The 14,396-nt window shown below is 42.2% G+C and carries 17 protein-coding genes and 1 pseudogene; 3 read left to right on the top strand and 15 right to left on the bottom strand.

The genetic code is table 11. The features are described 5' to 3' along the window. Positions 1-264 precede the first annotated feature (264 nt). Complete coding sequence (locus ACSR9O_RS19470) at positions 265-999, top strand: SDR family NAD(P)-dependent oxidoreductase (protein ID WP_101222983.1); 735 nt, start codon at positions 265-267, stop codon at positions 997-999. Between the two features lie 86 nt (positions 1,000-1,085). Here ACSR9O_RS19470 and ACSR9O_RS19465 read toward each other — a convergent pair whose 3' ends face one another. The 11 genes from ACSR9O_RS19465 to ACSR9O_RS19415 all read right to left on the bottom strand — a co-directional run bounded on the left by ACSR9O_RS19465 (position 1,086) and on the right by ACSR9O_RS19415 (position 10,597). Next, positions 1,086-1,571: a DedA family protein gene (locus ACSR9O_RS19465; RefSeq protein ID WP_101222984.1), complete on the bottom strand. Its 486-nt coding sequence runs from the start codon at positions 1,569-1,571 to the stop codon at positions 1,086-1,088. A gap of 233 nt (positions 1,572-1,804) precedes the next feature. Next, complete coding sequence (gene lepB, locus ACSR9O_RS19460) at positions 1,805-2,383, bottom strand: signal peptidase I (protein WP_101222985.1); 579 nt, start codon at positions 2,381-2,383, stop codon at positions 1,805-1,807. 64 nt (positions 2,384-2,447) lie between these two features. Then, the gene (locus ACSR9O_RS19455; protein WP_101222986.1) at positions 2,448-2,831 is read right to left on the bottom strand and encodes a DnaJ family domain-containing protein; all 384 of its coding nucleotides are present in this window, start codon (positions 2,829-2,831) and stop codon (positions 2,448-2,450) included. A gap of 439 nt (positions 2,832-3,270) precedes the next feature. After that, on the bottom strand, positions 3,271-5,151 hold the full coding sequence (locus tag ACSR9O_RS19450) for an immunoglobulin-like domain-containing protein (protein ID WP_491724941.1): 1,881 nt from the start codon (positions 5,149-5,151) through the stop codon (positions 3,271-3,273). A 180-nt stretch (positions 5,152-5,331) separates the two neighbouring features. Next, entirely contained in the window at positions 5,332-5,745 is a 414-nt protein-coding gene (locus ACSR9O_RS19445) for a DUF4064 domain-containing protein (RefSeq protein ID WP_260358345.1), read from the bottom strand. 170 nt (positions 5,746-5,915) lie between these two features. Further along, a complete protein-coding gene (locus ACSR9O_RS19440; protein ID WP_157831021.1) occupies positions 5,916-6,089 on the bottom strand; it encodes a hypothetical protein in 174 nt (57 codons plus the stop codon). Positions 6,090-6,294: 205 nt separating this feature from the next. Beyond that, entirely contained in the window at positions 6,295-7,743 is a 1,449-nt protein-coding gene (gene cobA / locus ACSR9O_RS19435; RefSeq protein ID WP_491724940.1) for a uroporphyrinogen-III C-methyltransferase, read from the bottom strand. 13 nt (positions 7,744-7,756) lie between these two features. Beyond that, positions 7,757-8,572 carry a uroporphyrinogen-III synthase gene (locus ACSR9O_RS19430; RefSeq protein ID WP_101222990.1) on the bottom strand — a complete coding sequence of 272 codons (816 nt, stop codon included), beginning with the start codon at positions 8,570-8,572 and terminating at the stop codon, positions 7,757-7,759. Between the two features lie 371 nt (positions 8,573-8,943). Beyond that, entirely contained in the window at positions 8,944-9,225 is a 282-nt protein-coding gene (locus tag ACSR9O_RS19425; RefSeq protein WP_101222991.1) for a hypothetical protein, read from the bottom strand. Between the two features lie 131 nt (positions 9,226-9,356). Next, positions 9,357-10,067, bottom strand: a complete 711-nt coding sequence (locus ACSR9O_RS19420) for a DsbA family oxidoreductase (protein ID WP_101222992.1) — start codon at positions 10,065-10,067, stop codon at positions 9,357-9,359. Positions 10,068-10,141: 74 nt separating this feature from the next. Beyond that, positions 10,142-10,597, bottom strand: coding sequence for an RrF2 family transcriptional regulator (locus tag ACSR9O_RS19415; protein ID WP_230176720.1), 456 nt, complete (start codon positions 10,595-10,597; stop codon positions 10,142-10,144). A 178-nt stretch (positions 10,598-10,775) separates the two neighbouring features. Here ACSR9O_RS19415 and ACSR9O_RS19410 point away from each other — a divergent pair, with 178 nt between their 5' ends. Beyond that, positions 10,776-10,904: a hypothetical protein gene (locus ACSR9O_RS19410; protein WP_491724939.1), complete on the top strand. Its 129-nt coding sequence runs from the start codon at positions 10,776-10,778 to the stop codon at positions 10,902-10,904. A gap of 159 nt (positions 10,905-11,063) precedes the next feature. Here the strand turns inward: ACSR9O_RS19410 and ACSR9O_RS19405 are convergent, their stop codons facing one another. Then, on the bottom strand, positions 11,064-11,504 hold the full coding sequence (locus tag ACSR9O_RS19405; protein WP_230176719.1) for a ferritin-like domain-containing protein: 441 nt from the start codon (positions 11,502-11,504) through the stop codon (positions 11,064-11,066). A gap of 121 nt (positions 11,505-11,625) precedes the next feature. Here ACSR9O_RS19405 and ACSR9O_RS19400 point away from each other — a divergent pair. Next, positions 11,626-11,772: pseudogene (locus ACSR9O_RS19400) on the top strand (hypothetical protein); the annotation flags it as partial. On the opposite strand, the gene ACSR9O_RS19395 reads toward ACSR9O_RS19400, so the two are convergent. The 3 genes from ACSR9O_RS19395 to ACSR9O_RS19385 all read right to left on the bottom strand — a co-directional run bounded on the left by ACSR9O_RS19395 (position 11,743) and on the right by ACSR9O_RS19385 (position 14,302). Then, on the bottom strand, positions 11,743-12,507 hold the full coding sequence (locus tag ACSR9O_RS19395; RefSeq protein ID WP_101222995.1) for a TIGR03943 family putative permease subunit: 765 nt from the start codon (positions 12,505-12,507) through the stop codon (positions 11,743-11,745). The pseudogene ACSR9O_RS19400 and the gene ACSR9O_RS19395 overlap by 30 nt on opposite strands. Continuing rightward, the gene (locus ACSR9O_RS19390) at positions 12,507-13,517 is read right to left on the bottom strand and encodes a permease (RefSeq protein ID WP_101222996.1); all 1,011 of its coding nucleotides are present in this window, start codon (positions 13,515-13,517) and stop codon (positions 12,507-12,509) included. Before ACSR9O_RS19390 ends, ACSR9O_RS19395 begins: the two co-directional genes overlap by 1 nt. A 116-nt stretch (positions 13,518-13,633) precedes the next feature. Beyond that, positions 13,634-14,302 (bottom strand): YdeI/OmpD-associated family protein, encoded by a 669-nt coding sequence (locus tag ACSR9O_RS19385; RefSeq protein ID WP_230176717.1) that lies wholly within the window; start codon positions 14,300-14,302, stop codon positions 13,634-13,636. Between the last annotated feature and the right edge of the window lie 94 nt (positions 14,303-14,396).

The following is a 14,396-nucleotide window of genomic DNA, read 5'->3' as shown; positions in this document are numbered from 1 at the left end:
GATTAAGCTATTTTAGATATTGATGATCTACGGTATCAAATTTGTAGATTAAAAGATTGATAACGCTCTCAACATGGGAATTCCTTTTTCCACAAACGTACATGAATTTTTTTACCCAGCAAGAAAAAGCAAAATCGCAAGCGAAAAAATAAAAAGCTTGACGGATTTTAAAAGGAGTTATAGTATTGCTCGTTGATAATATAACTTTTGAACTATGCTTGAACATATATTCATCGTTATAACAACCAATTAGGAGTGATCATGATGGGAAGATTGACTAATAAAGTAGCCATTATCACTGGCGGAGCATCTGGTATGGGCAGGGAAATGGTTGACCTATTCACAAAAGAAGGAGCACAAGTCATTGCTGCTGATATCAATGAAAAAGCTGTAGCTGTTGTGAATGAATTGGATAACGTCCATGGAGCTGTACTTGATGTATCTTCAGACGAAAGCTGGAAAAAAGTGACGGATGAAGTTATCGCTAAATTTGGCAAGATCGACATTTTGGTTAACAATGCCGGTATCTCAACGGAAAAAGGCATTAACGATACGTCATTGGCCGATTGGCAGCTAATGTTAAGCATCAATGGATTTGGACCATTCCTTGGAATGAAACACGTTGTTCCTTACATGGCTAAAGAAGGTAAAGGCGCAGTCGTGAACATTTCTTCCTTTACTGCTCAAATCGGAATGGGCTTAAACTCTTATTCTGCTTCAAAAGGTGCCGTTCGTGCTATTTCCAAGGCTGCCGCAACGCAATATGGCCGCATGGGTGTCCGTGTCAACGCTGTATTCCCTGGTATCATCGAAACACCGATGACTCAAAAATTAGAAGAGTCAAAAGAGTTAGTGAACCAAATGATCAAGGCAACACCATTACAACGCTTGGGCCAGCCGGCGGATATTGCAAATGCCGTGCTTTATCTTGCTTCCGATGACGCTTCATACGTAACTGGTGCCGAGCTTGTCATCGACGGTGGATACTCAGCTCAATAATTATAGGCAGAAATGGAAAAACCCGTTTCTGGAATCCAGAAACGGGTTTTTCTGATTCAATAAAGAAATTTTGAAGTTGAAATGATTTAAGTTAACACACCAATGAAATAGCCAAAAGTCGTAAATACCAAACACCAGCTGAAAGCACCTGCTCCGGCAAAGATAAAGTACTTTCGTTTCCCCATTCCATTCATACCGGAAATGTAACTGGCGAAGTGACGGACTCCTGGGATGAAATAGGCTATGATAATGGTCCAAGGACCGTATTTATTGAACCATTTCTCCAATTTTTCCAACCTCGCGGGGGTCATTTTGATCCACTTACCATACTTCCTCAAAAAAGGCTTCCCTACCTTTTTCCCGATGAAATAACTGAAAAGCATCCCGGATATCGATCCAAGGAAACTGACAAGGAATGCTCCCTGGACATTCAAAACGGAAATGGATGACAAATAGCCGACAAAAGTCATCATGAACTCATCAGGAACCGGCAAGCCGATAATCCCAATGGCCAACAGCGCATATATCGCGAAATAACCATAGTTTGATATTAAATCCTTTACTATATCCATCTATAGTACTCCATCTCAGCACCCTTTTTTAAAGTAATCCAATTTCTTATGCGGGCCTGGGTAACGTGATTACTTCTTTTTAATAGGATAACCTAATTTAACCCAAATGAGTTGATTTTCATAAAAAAAGATAAAAAAAGTAGAATTGACACGTTTTTTGTTGAAAAACCTGTATGACAATGGAATGTAAAACGCAACAATAAAGCGGACTCTAAACCTGAGTCCGCTTCTTCTTATTTCACAATCTTTATTTCATTGATCGGCCAATACACTAGATTCGCCTTGCCTACAATTTCATCGACGGAAATCGTGCCGATTTCACGGCTATCCAAACTATTTTGGCGATTGTCCCCCATAAGGAACAGCTGACCTTCCGGCACAGTCATGCTGCCTGTAATATCTTCGAGCTTGAAGGATTCAGTCAGCGGCACCCCTGCCATCTGATTCTTATATTTGTCCAAGTATGGTTCTTCATAAGCTTTCCCATTAATATAAAGCGTATCATCTTTATATTCAATATGGTCTCCTGGCAGACCGATAACCCTTTTTATATAATCTTTATCTACCGTTGCATGAAAAACGACAATATCAAACCGGTCGATATTATCGATACTCGTTCCAAACTTGGTAAGAACAATTCTCTCGTGGTCTTGCAGAGTCGGCATCATTGACTCACCGTCCACGACAATCGGTGCAAAAATATACGTTCGAATTAAAAAAGCTAGAATGACTGCAATCAATATCGCTTTTATCCATGAAAAAACTTCTTTTCTATTTTCCAATCGAAGTCCCTCTCTCTGTTTTTTATTCATGCCATTATATCATAATCCTTTAATGATCACGTCATACAAATACCCACATTTTACACATTATCAATTACTTCCATTTTTCATATTGGATATCGATGCTTTCCAACTCTATTTCCCTGCGCTGCATTTTGGCTGGACAAATCGCATTATATGTACGTACTTTCTCATTTATTTCATCAATTCGTTTCATTATTTCAGATTCAGGTCCATTCATTTTTTTCAATCGAACCAATCCGGATAACTCTTCCCGAATTTCTTTTTGCCATTTTATCCAAAGCGGAAGGTAGCCGGCATCCTTGGCCTTTGCCAAGAAATTGTCATATATATTTCCCGATAACGCCGACTCCGGAAGCGGTTTTCCAAAGCCAGGATTATTCTTCAACCCGCCGTCACGTTCATATTCCTTAAAAATCTGATCCATCCAGTTTACATGCCCGTGTTCTTTGCCCATAAACAATCCCCCTTCAGATCACTTCATGTTACATCTATTTACAATTATAACATTTTTATCAATATCCACTCCACCCTGAAAGACACTTTCTACTATTATATATGCATACCTTTCAGCCAAATACATTTAGACATCAAAAAAGGATTCCCTATGACGGGAATCCTACAGACTGTAAACAAACTCGTTGAAAATCAAGTTTATCTACAGTTTTTATGAGGGTTTGTAAAATCTCGGATGTCGATTGAAACGTAGGGCACTCGCTTTCCGCGGGCGGTCCGTTAGCCTCCTCGGCGCTTTTGCGCCTGTGGGGTCTACCCTCGACTCGCTTTTCCAGCAGGAGTCTCGCACACCCGCTCCAATCAACTTTTTTTGAAATTCAGATAAACCCTTGCCTACAAATTCAAGGATTCCCCCTATTGCGGGAATCCTTTTTTGCCATCTATTTAACTGTGATTTTCCTTTTTACTTCTGCCTTGTTCTTCGATTTATCCGTAACTGTGTAAGTCAATGTATAGTTACCTTTTTTCTTCGTATTCACAGTCCCTGTTATTTTGATCTTACTTGATAAACTTCCATCAAGATTATCTTTCGCAGATACACCTGATTTAGGATTGAATGTCGAGTTATAGGCAATGGTTTTGCTTTTGGCACCGGAAATGACCGGCTTGGTGCTGTCTACCGTAATCTTTCTTGTGACTGTCGCAGTATTTTTCGATGAATCAGTGATTGTATACTTTAATGTATACGTTCCCTTTTTCTTCGTATTCACCGTACCTGTCACTTTGATTTTACTTGTCATGTTGCCATCAAGGTTATCTTTCGCAGAAACACCTGATTTAGGGTTGAATGTCGAATAATAGGCAACTGTCTTACTATTGGCTCCCGAGATGACTGGCTTGGTGCCATCAATCGTGATCTTCCTTGTAACTGTCGCTGCATTTTTCGATGAATCGGTGACCGTATACTTCAATGTATAGGTCCCCTTTTTCTTCGTATTGACTGTACCCGTCACTTTGATTTTACTAGTCAAGTTGCCATCGGCATTATCCTTGGCACTCACGTTCGTTTTTGGACTGAATGAAGAATTAAGTTTGATGGTTTTATTCCCGGCACCTGAAATCACTGGCTTGACTTGATCATAAACAGTTATTTTCCTTGTGACCTTGGCAACATTCCCAGCCTTGTCGGCTACCGTATAAGTCAAATTATAGGTGCCCACTTTCTTGGTATCCACCTTACCTTCGACACGTATGACACTCGTTAAGTCACCATCTTTATCATCCTTCGCCTTTATGCCGGTTTTAGGATTGAAGGTTGAGTTGAATGGTATCGATTTACCGGCAGCTCCTGAAATCACAGGCATATCCGTATCCTTGACAATCGATGGCCCATTGGAGATGTAAGCCGATGAAACATACCCCTTAATACTGTTGTCTTCCGTTTGTACGGGGTAAAAGACAAATTTATTTCCCGTAGATTCGTGATAATCAAAATTCCCTGTGATGATCATGCTTGTATTTGGTGGCACACGTACTGCACCTGCCGTAGTGCTTATTTTTTTCCTGATATTCGCACTGGATGTCGTCACAACTTTGTCTCCTGCCTTGAACCAATAAACGGAGTCATGCGTTTGATCTGTCAGTGTGTATTCAAGATTTTTAAAGATGATATTTTCGGTGCTTTCCCGGTCATATTGAAAGTCCGTTGTTTTGAATGGATATTTGGCCAGTTTTGTGCCATCCAAATAACTTTGTTTTTCTATCTCAGCAAAAACTTCCTCTTGGTAGGCACTCGCATTTCTTTGTCCGTTTTCCTGGTAAAGAGGACTGTTCACCGGTTTTGTCCCATTGTATGCCATGACAGGGAAATACCAATTTTCGATGACCCTGCGTCCTGCACCTTTGATCTTCGGCAAATCACTTCTTGAATACATGCCACTCAGGACCTCGACGCCTGCCTCGATATTGTAGACTATATCATTTTCCAGCTTTTTCTGATCATATCCAGTTTTATTGGTAAGCTGCATTAGACCGATACCGCCATCGTCGGATTTAATCGGTTTACCGTCCTCATTAAATTGCCTCCAATCCCCGTTTTCCTGTGTAGCCACCGCTTTTACCACTTCAGGGGGGATTTCAGCCTCTATTGCTGCATTCGTCAGTAAGCAGTTAATCTGCTTATGGGAAGGATTTTCATTGGGTTGAATCTCACCGAATGATGAACACGCATTGGTAATACCAGACTCCGCAAAAGCCTGTCCATTGAACAATCCGAGTGTTAAACAGGTCAGTGCCCCAACCTTCAATAATGGTATTTTCATTGATCGAACTCCAGTCTATTTATATTTAAATCTATAATAATAGTAACATGATAGACTGGTTATTGCAGGTATAAAAAGGTATATACTCCTATAATATCCTTACAGCAAATAAAGGAGCTTACCCGCATTTTCGGGCCAGCTCCTTTATTTTCAAATCACAGAACTATGTATGGTGTCGTATTATACGATCACTTCCACCGTTTCCCTCGGCTTCCTTACAAGGCACATGATTCCCGGTACGATGAAGAAGATAAGCGGCCAAACATGAAAGATCGTCAGAATGCCCGTAATGATCAATAAGATTCCGGCTCCCTTCGCTTTGCCGCCTTTTAATAGAAAGATAGCAATCAAACCGCCTGCCAAGGCAATGAACAGCGATATGATTCCAGCCCATAATAAGCCCATGAAAAGTTTGACTGACATATCTATCTCAGATGAAGAAAACTCCTGAGAATCTGTCATTAATGAGTAGTCCACCATTTCTTTCAAATCGATACTGTTGATATAAACGGCCGTTATGATCGTCACGATTAAAAAAATTGCAGCGATGCTCACGCCTATGATACTTAATACGTATTCCCATGTCCGTTTCATTTGCTTCGCCTCCCTGGAAAAGTCACTTATATATAATACCCAATCCGGGAAGGAATAAAAGACTTTTATTCTTTACTTCTTAAAATCTTACGAGCGTCCATTTGGCAAGGCTAATCCAATCTACCCCTGCCATAACTCGCAAACAGGAAACCGACCCGGAGATACGGCCGTCACTCATCCTTCTTTTTCAATCGTTCATTTAATTCATCTCTTTTATTTTCAAGGTTATTCATTTTTGTCATATGTTTTATAAAGAAACGGATCGACTTCACAACCATTACGAATAGCAGAACTAGCAGGGCAAGGTAGAATAATTGCCATAAAATATCAACAATATTAAACATTAAGTCACCCCCTGTCTATGAATGGTAAACATCAATTCTGGCCAATAAAAGCAGTAAGTGATGCCTTTTTAAACTTTCCGCATTTTGTTATGTCCCGTAATTAAATGATAACACGATAGACCATAACACTGAATGCAAACAACAGTTCTGCAGGAATGATTAACGAAGCCCCTCCAAAGGAAATAGACTCTGTTATTATCAGAGCCTATAAAACATACCTATTCACGATTAACTCCACCAATTGTTCGACAGACGGTTCATTGGGCATCATATCCAATGTAAATCCATAGTCTTTAAGTCTATTGCCGGTACTTTCCCCGATTACCCCAATGGAGGCTTGATTTAGCAGCCCTTCAACATCCACGTCTGCCTTGTTCCCATATTGCATCAGCATATCAACAGAATGCCGATTCGAAAAAAGCACCGTTCCGACAGCTTTCCCGTCCAGCATTCTCGGAAGGATTTCAAGGAATCTTTCATCGACGAATTTATCGATTGATTGAAAATAGTCTCCGTCCCCATGGTCCGGATCTCTTTGATCTCTGTTTCGATCTCCGACAACCAACAGTGTTCCGGCTTTCGCCATCTCGGATTTGAGTTCTGCCATCAGTCCCCGTTGCTGTAAAGCCTTTTTTGATTTCCTTGATAACACATAAAGTTTCGAAGAAATCCGTCGGAAATCAATAGCATGTTCAGTGAGTGAATCCAAGAATCCATGGACACTTTCGGGGGAAGTGAAGAGTATTCGATCATACGAAAGAAAAGAGAGCAGCTGACTTTCTTCCATTTTCACTTTTGCCGCATTCCATTTAGGAAACTCGATGACTTCGCCGCCAAGTTCTTGCAGGGCTTCTGCCAAGGAACTCTTTGCCGTTCCGGTCCGGGCCACTAAAAACCGCTGTCCATATAGTGGCTTCTTTTCGAACCATTGCAGTTTGCCCCTTAGTGAAATGATATCCCCGACCAAGGTGATCGCAGGATTGCCAAGCGACCTTTCACTTACCCTTTCGACGATATCAGCCAAGGTCCCCTCGACACTTTCCTGACTTCCATATGTGCCCCATTGGATGACGAGTGCCGGCGTGTTCCCCGGCTTTCCATGATTGATCAAATTTTCACGGATATAAGGAAGATTGGCCACACCCATATAAAAGGCGACCGTATCTATACTTTTCACAAGCCCGTTCCAATCTATATCCTTCTTCGTTCGGTCATGGCCCGTCACCATCGCAAAGGAGCGTCCGAAATCCCGATGTGTGACGGGTACTCCTGCGTATATCGATGCAGCAATGCTGGACGTAACCCCCGGAATGACTTCGAATGGGATTCCCTCATCCTTCAACGATTCCGCTTCCTCCCCGACTCTTCCAAAAACGGCAGGGTCACCGCCTTTCAAACGGACGACCCGCTGCCCTGCCTGTGCTTTGGAAACAAGCAGCTCATTGATTTCCCCTTGACTGATGCCAGTAGTATAAGGTGTCTTGCCACAATATATCAATTCACACTTGAGGGTGGCAGCCTCCAACAGTTTGGGATTTAGCAATCTGTCATACAAAATGACGTCCGCTTTTTCAATCGCTTTTTGACCCTTTACGGTAATCAGGCCCATATCACCCGGACCTGCACCCACAAAATAGACCTTGCCATTGGCCATGCTGAACTCACCCCTATCTGCTTGCTATTCCCTGATAATATTTCACCAGCTCCACCATTGCACTGCCCATCCGTTGATCTTCAGGATAAATGACCCGCTCTATCCCTTCATCGATTACCACCTGCGCCGTTACCTTTCCGACCGCAAGAGCAATTACATCTGATGCAAACAGGTCGGCTATCTTATCCTCCACACCTTGTTCACGGACAAATCTCATTAAATTTCGCGGCTGCGGTGCACTCGTGAACACAACCGAATCGATTTTGCCTTCAAGGAGTTCTTGGATCAGCTGCTGCATCGTTTCCTTTTCGGGCGGTATATGTTCATATGGCAGGATTTCTTTATGCTCCACTTTTTGTTCATCCAACCAGTTCATCAAAAGTGGCGCCGGATCGCCGTGAAGCTGCAAAGCGACCTTTACACCTCCTGGCAGATGGCCTTCCAGATTGCGAACAAGCCCTGCCGTACTGCCATCATCATCACGGATTAATGGCTGCAGGCCAAGCTTTTTCAGCATATTCACCGTTTTATAGCCCCTAGCTGCAATTTTCATAGACTGCAAGGCTTCTACGAAACGATCTCCCGCTTCCATCTTCACGGCCGTTTTATATAATAATTCCGTCCCCACTCCCGTCGTGAGGATAATCCAATCGAACTCCCCTTCCATCAACCGGGTGACATCCTCTTCCAAATGGGAATCATCAAGGAATACCGTCCCCTGTGCCGGGCGAACGAGCGGGACTCCCCCAAGATTTTGAACGATTTTACTAAGTTCTTCCGTCTTCCTTGCTCCCAATAAAGCAACGGTCCTGCCATTAAGCTTACTCATCCATGCCCCTCCTATATGTACATTCAATTAAATCCATCTCACCCATTATACAAATTTTCAGTCTTTGAAACTATAAAAAACCAATTCCATATCAAAATCAACGCTTTTTCTTTCTTTTATCCTATATGAAATCAATCGAAAGATGAATTAGCAGCACCTTGCTTTTTTTAAGTCCCACCCTCGTAAGTTTCGGGCTTTTACTCGTGAGTTTGGAGCAAATACTCGTGAGTTTCCAAGAAAGTAAAACTGATCTGGAGTTCACTCCAGGTTGTATACTGTGTTCATCATTTAAAAATAATTATGTAAGGGGATATAGTTTGCCTGAACACCGGCAATAAAAAAGCTGCCATCAGGACAGCGATTTACTTTTGTTAATTCTTGTTTAGTGCCCTTTGGGCAATATGTTTCTGTTCTTTTTTCACAAAAACATCATATTGAGTGGTTTCATCGCGATTTTGAAAGCTTTCAGAGCCTAAATTCATAGGCGTTTTCGTTTTGAATTGTATCCCTTCCCTTTCCAATTTCGCAACCGCCTTAAAATAATTTTCATTCCCGAATGCTGAATAAATACATGTCCAATATTTATAGGAAATTAGTTTGGCAGTTACTGCACATGCAATCACGAAGACTAGTATTCCAATCATTATATACACCATTTAGCTCCCTTTCATTTCGGACTTTTTTGAAAAGCCATCCTGTACACTATATTCTTTGCCATATATAACATTTCCTTTTTAAGTAAAAAAGGAGACCCCAGTTTCGGGTCTCCTTCTTCATATCTTCATTATTTTTCCGGCACGTTACATGAATCGTCCGTACAAGCGTCGCCTGTTGCTGGATCATTCACGATCGTAAGCGGATTTTCCTCAGCCCATACTTTTTTTAGCGTATCCAGGAACGCTTCTGTTGGCTGGGCACCAGAAATTCCATACTTGCGGTTAATGACGAAGAATGGCACTCCTGTAATACCAAGCAGGCTTCCTTCTTGCTCATTTCCCCTAACCTCTGCAGTGAATGCCGTTCCTGCCAGCATGGCCTCCGTCTCGGACTTTTCAAGGCCAACCTCTTCAGCCAAACTAGCCAATGTAGCGTGATCTCCAATATGTTTGCCTTCCGTAAAGTAAGCTTTAAATAGGCGTTCATTCATTTCTTTCTCTTTACCTTTTGATTCAGCAAAATGCATCAAGCGGTGGGCATCGAACGAATTCGTTAAGACCACTTTGTCCAAATGATAATCGAGTCCCAATTCTTTGGCCTGTTGAGTCAGGTTTTGGCTGTTTGCTTCCACCTGTGCTTGAGACATGCCGTATTTCTTGGCCAGCATTTCATTTTGAGTCATATTGATATCCCGTTCAGCTTCTGGGTTCAACTCAAAACTCCGAAATGAAACCTCTACCTGTTCTTTATTTTCAAACTGCTTTAACGCCTCTTCGAATCGACGCTTTCCTATATAACAGAACGGACATTGATAATCCGACCAAATTTCCACCTTCATGTAAATACCTCCTTATTTCAAATGCAATCGCATTAAGCACATTATATATTCCTAGGTATCCTCTTGCAAGGATATTACCCTAGACACTCATTTTCAAAATTGGTAAAGTCGACTTTTTTCATGAATTCTTCCAATGTATAGCCCTTTAGCAGGCGCAATGTTTCCTTTTCGGCTTCGTTCATGATCTCCTCCAAAGCCGTATCCAGCTGTTTCACGACTTCACCGCATTCGCTCGTTTCCATACAAACAAGACATTCCGGCCGTACCGCTTGATACACATCGGCCAAAGTCAGCTGAGAGGCAGGCACCTTCAAGCTGTATCCGCCTTCCCGCCCTTCCTTTGTTTCGACGATCCCCTCAGCTGCAAGCTGAGCCATCACCCTTCTTAAAAAAGTGGCATGTGACTTCACCTTTAAAGCGATTGCCGAACTTGTCAGGAGCTTTTCGCTTTGTGCGAGCCAAACCAGAGAGTGAATGGCAATAGCGAACCGCGGCGGCCCAATTTGATTGTTTCGATTACCTGAAGACAAGATTATCCCCCCTTATACTCTTATCCATTGTAAGGCCATTATACTATGTTACGTTCTCTCGAACAAATAGGCCCCTTTGACTTAATAGGCACAATCATATAGTCTGAATAGTAAATCTTTATTACAGGATAACTTCCATGAAGGAAAATACCCCTATTTACTCGTCATCCTTGGGGCAATGCTTTGGGGAACGACCGGAACGGCCCAGTCATTCGCCCCCGATGGAGCCCATCCCATTGCAATAGGTGGTGCGCTGCTTGCGCTGGGGGCCGGAGCTTCATATACGGTATACAAACTGGTTAGTTAGGATTTTTTCGTAGCCCAGGTGAAATCGTCAAAGAGATGATTCCGCATAAGAGCCGACTCCGATCCATTACATGGGGATATTGATGAACCAGGAGCTGTCCTAAAGTGAAAAAAAGTCAGGATAATCTCCTGGCTTTTTTTCACTTTACTTACTATTGAATCAGCCTTTGAGTTTTACTAAGTAAAACAAAAACCAGACGGCATGGTTTTGTTCATCCGCGGCAGCACGCCGGAACGCCTTTCTAATGGTTCTATCAGCCGCACCATCTGCGACATCCTGATAAAAATCTACTGTTTCCTGTTCATCTTGAACGGCAAATTCCAATCCAGCTGCATAGGAGTCCGGGCATGGTTCCGTCACTTTAGGCTGTGGCTGCATCCCGGTCAAGCTGTTGTATATCCGGGTGAATGCTTGAAAATGTTTTATTTCATCTTCCCTTATTTCAATGATTTGTTTCCTCTGCTTTTCATCCGGCGCTAATGCTGCCAATTTCTCATAACACTGGATGGCACTGTACTCGCCATTTATCGCCTTTTCAAGCTGAATCAACATATCCTGCTGTCTGTTCCAATCACCTTCATACATATCATGCCCATACATGGCATAACCCCTCTCTGTTCTTTATCCCATATAGTATGAATAACAGAGAACCAGGTGCCCATCAAATAAATGTTTGCCTTCAAAATATGAATTTGAAGAGAATTCTCACCGCCCACGTTTTCTGCCATTTGGCTGTATAAATAAAAGAGGAATGGGATCTTATGATGGAATATATGGCTTTAAGGCCTTTTTACATGAAAAGGGTGTCTTCGTACAGGCAAAACACCCCTTTCAACTTCTACTGAATGATTTGTACATTTTCATATAAATAAGCTTCTTCGGGTGCCTTTATTTTATTCGACTCTTTTAAATCGATCACCGGTACGGGTTCCCCTTTATAGCTTCCTTTTTTTAATGTTCCTGTAATCGTATACCAATCATTCGTCTTCATTCCTTCCACATTCCCGTTTACCATATATCCGTATAACGTCGCATCGACCACACAGCAGGACATGGAGAGGCGGGAGATGGCCATTTGTTTTTTCGTAAATGTATCCTCACGGTATATGAACCCCGAAATCTCTATTTCCTTACCCTCTATCGTATCGAGGTTGTTCAGTAAATCATCCAGCACTTCAAAATAATTATCATCGGTTACGGAGATTTTCTCCCCATTCGCATGTTTCCCTGAATCATAAGAACTTACCATCTGTGCCTGCTGCTTCGCCATCCCTCTTTTCGCCAGCACTTCCCCGCTTAATGTAAAATCGGTCAAGGTGAAGCCAAGAAGAATCGGAATGAAGAACAAACTATATTTCAGGACCAGTGCGGACGAGGAAGACTCTCCCTTCGATCCGCAATCACAATGTTGTTCACCCTGTTTTTGTTTTTTCATTCGGAGAAGGCTGATCACTAAAAAAGCAAAAAGCGCTGCCAATGCATATGGAACCATTTTGGGTGCAATCAATTTGGTTAAATATCCTGAAACATACAATTTAAAGATCATAAGGCCAATTCCAAGCAGCAGCAATCCTTCAAGTCTTTGGATAAAAAAACGTTTCATCAGAAGCCCCCCTTACTGATCAATCCGCCTGCAATCAGGCACAGGCTGAAGACGACTGCGAAAACAAGCAAGACATACGTGACGACGAAGCTCCGTTTAAAACAGGACATCATGATCAAAACATTTTTCAAATCCAGCATGGGGCCAAATACAAGGAAACCCAGTATCGAGCCTGGCAGAAAACTATGGGAAAAGGAGGCCGCAACGAATGCATCTGCTGATGAACAGAGTGAAAGCACAAATGCAATTCCCATCATCAACGCCGTGCCTTTTATTGGCGCTTGACCAATATCGGCCATTACAGATCGATCCATGAACACTTGAAATACACTGGCAAACAAGGCCCCGATGATAAAGTATCTTCCGACCATAAAAAATTCCTGTGAAGTATGATCAATGAAGCTTGTCCATTTACTGGACTGACTATCATGTTCATGCCCATGTACCAGTTCCAGCTTGTCCTCTTTCACCACATCTTTAGTGCTGAATAAATGAATAAATAAACCTGCGATTATGGCCGTCAGGACACAAAGAATGATTCTTCCATATAGAATGGAAGGTTTATTTTGGAACGCATAATAAGTTGAGCCGAACACGATGACATTCAATATTGGGGCTGTTACGAGCAAGACCACACCTGCATGGACCGGGACACCTTTTTGAATCAATCTCCGGACGACCGGGATGATTGCACATTCGCAAACCGGAATGATAAGCGCCGCCGCTATCGATGCAAAAATGGCGGTCAGGGGTCTTTTTGGTATCATCCGCTGAATGATTTCTTCACTGATGAACAGCTGGATGAACGATGAAGCAATGGCCCCGAGGAACAGGAAAGGAATCGATTCTAAAAACAATCCCAAAAACACGACGAATACAGAGTGAAGCATCGGGTAGCCCGAGAAATCAATCGCTTTGGGAATGAATACATCTCCTAGAAAAAAGAATGCCAGCAGCAAAAACAGCAGTATCACTAACAGCAAATTTCCCGTGTAGCGTTTCAAAAGCATATTTAACCACCTCGCAAATCATAATTATTACGATTTAAGTTTGGATTCGGTCTAGTATATGCTTTTGATAGGATGATCAGAACAAGAAAAAAGAGAATGGTAGACATTCCCCACCCTCATTTATTTCTTCGATATAGATCCCTGCTCTTGTAGCCCTCTCCTAAAATCATTTTCATTTCCTGGCGCCGTTTCACTTGGGTCGCCTCTTGTTTTGCACTATACACGTAACGGGCCCAATCCTTGCGATACCCTGGGGTAAGTGATTGATAGAACGCAAGCAAATCTGGAGAATCGTGTAAATCTTTCTCAATTTCAGAAATCATTTCGATATAATCATCTACTGATTGGCTTGCTTTGGTAGATGGACGGTTTCTATTTTTCGAATCTTCTTTCAGTCCGACTACCGTAAAGACATCATCCAACCCAACCATACGTGCAAACTTCAGGTCACTCGAGCCAACATAACCTTCATCATCCGCACCAAGGCCTTGCATCAGATCATCACGATGAATATATGTAGCATAACCCTTATTCCCCTTCTTGGGGTACGCCAAATAAATATAGCCGTTTTTACTCAAATGATTCTTCTCGATTACCTTATCCACGATTCCTTTTAAAGAACCCATATCCAATACAAAGGCAAATATAAGATCATAGGCACTTTCATTAAGCTCTGTATCGTAATCCGGCAGCTCTGTTAAATAATCCGCCCCGGCTGGCAGATTCAAGACTGCTACCCGTTCATATTTATGTAAATTCAGTTTTTCGACTATTGTTTTGCCCATTGGCATTCACCATCCCAGTTCATTTTTGTCTCTCTTCAGTTTATAAGCACCCCATTGCGTTAGCAACTTTCCGTATTCAAGAGAAAAAGGACGG

The sequence above is a fragment of the Peribacillus sp. B65 genome (genome assembly GCF_058513295.1).
Note: the sequence above shows the minus strand (reverse complement) of the source record. Positions and strands in the feature narration are given on the sequence as shown.

What these genes read in the sequence shown, in the direction of transcription:
- ACSR9O_RS19470 (WP_101222983.1), top strand. Translation starts at nt 265, where the DNA reads ATGGGAAGATTGACTAATAAAGTAGCCATTATCACTGGCGGAGCATCT.
- ACSR9O_RS19465 (WP_101222984.1), bottom strand. Translation starts at nt 1,571, where the DNA reads ATGGATATAGTAAAGGATTTAATATCAAACTATGGTTATTTCGCGATA.
- lepB (WP_101222985.1), bottom strand. Translation starts at nt 2,383, where the DNA reads ATGAATAAAAAACAGAGAGAGGGACTTCGATTGGAAAATAGAAAAGAA.
- ACSR9O_RS19455 (WP_101222986.1), bottom strand. Translation starts at nt 2,831, where the DNA reads ATGGGCAAAGAACACGGGCATGTAAACTGGATGGATCAGATTTTTAAG.
- ACSR9O_RS19450 (WP_491724941.1), bottom strand. Translation starts at nt 5,151, where the DNA reads ATGAAAATACCATTATTGAAGGTTGGGGCACTGACCTGTTTAACACTC.
- ACSR9O_RS19445 (WP_260358345.1), bottom strand. Translation starts at nt 5,745, where the DNA reads ATGAAACGGACATGGGAATACGTATTAAGTATCATAGGCGTGAGCATC.
- ACSR9O_RS19440 (WP_157831021.1), bottom strand. Translation starts at nt 6,089, where the DNA reads ATGTTTAATATTGTTGATATTTTATGGCAATTATTCTACCTTGCCCTG.
- cobA (WP_491724940.1), bottom strand. Translation starts at nt 7,743, where the DNA reads ATGGCCAATGGCAAGGTCTATTTTGTGGGTGCAGGTCCGGGTGATATG.
- ACSR9O_RS19430 (WP_101222990.1), bottom strand. Translation starts at nt 8,572, where the DNA reads ATGAGTAAGCTTAATGGCAGGACCGTTGCTTTATTGGGAGCAAGGAAG.
- ACSR9O_RS19420 (WP_101222992.1), bottom strand. Translation starts at nt 10,067, where the DNA reads ATGAAGGTGGAAATTTGGTCGGATTATCAATGTCCGTTCTGTTATATA.
- ACSR9O_RS19410 (WP_491724939.1), top strand. Translation starts at nt 10,776, where the DNA reads ATGCTTTGGGGAACGACCGGAACGGCCCAGTCATTCGCCCCCGATGGA.
- ACSR9O_RS19405 (WP_230176719.1), bottom strand. Translation starts at nt 11,504, where the DNA reads ATGTATGGGCATGATATGTATGAAGGTGATTGGAACAGACAGCAGGAT.
- ACSR9O_RS19395 (WP_101222995.1), bottom strand. Translation starts at nt 12,507, where the DNA reads ATGAAACGTTTTTTTATCCAAAGACTTGAAGGATTGCTGCTGCTTGGA.
- ACSR9O_RS19390 (WP_101222996.1), bottom strand. Translation starts at nt 13,517, where the DNA reads ATGCTTTTGAAACGCTACACGGGAAATTTGCTGTTAGTGATACTGCTG.
- ACSR9O_RS19385 (WP_230176717.1), bottom strand. Translation starts at nt 14,302, where the DNA reads ATGGGCAAAACAATAGTCGAAAAACTGAATTTACATAAATATGAACGG.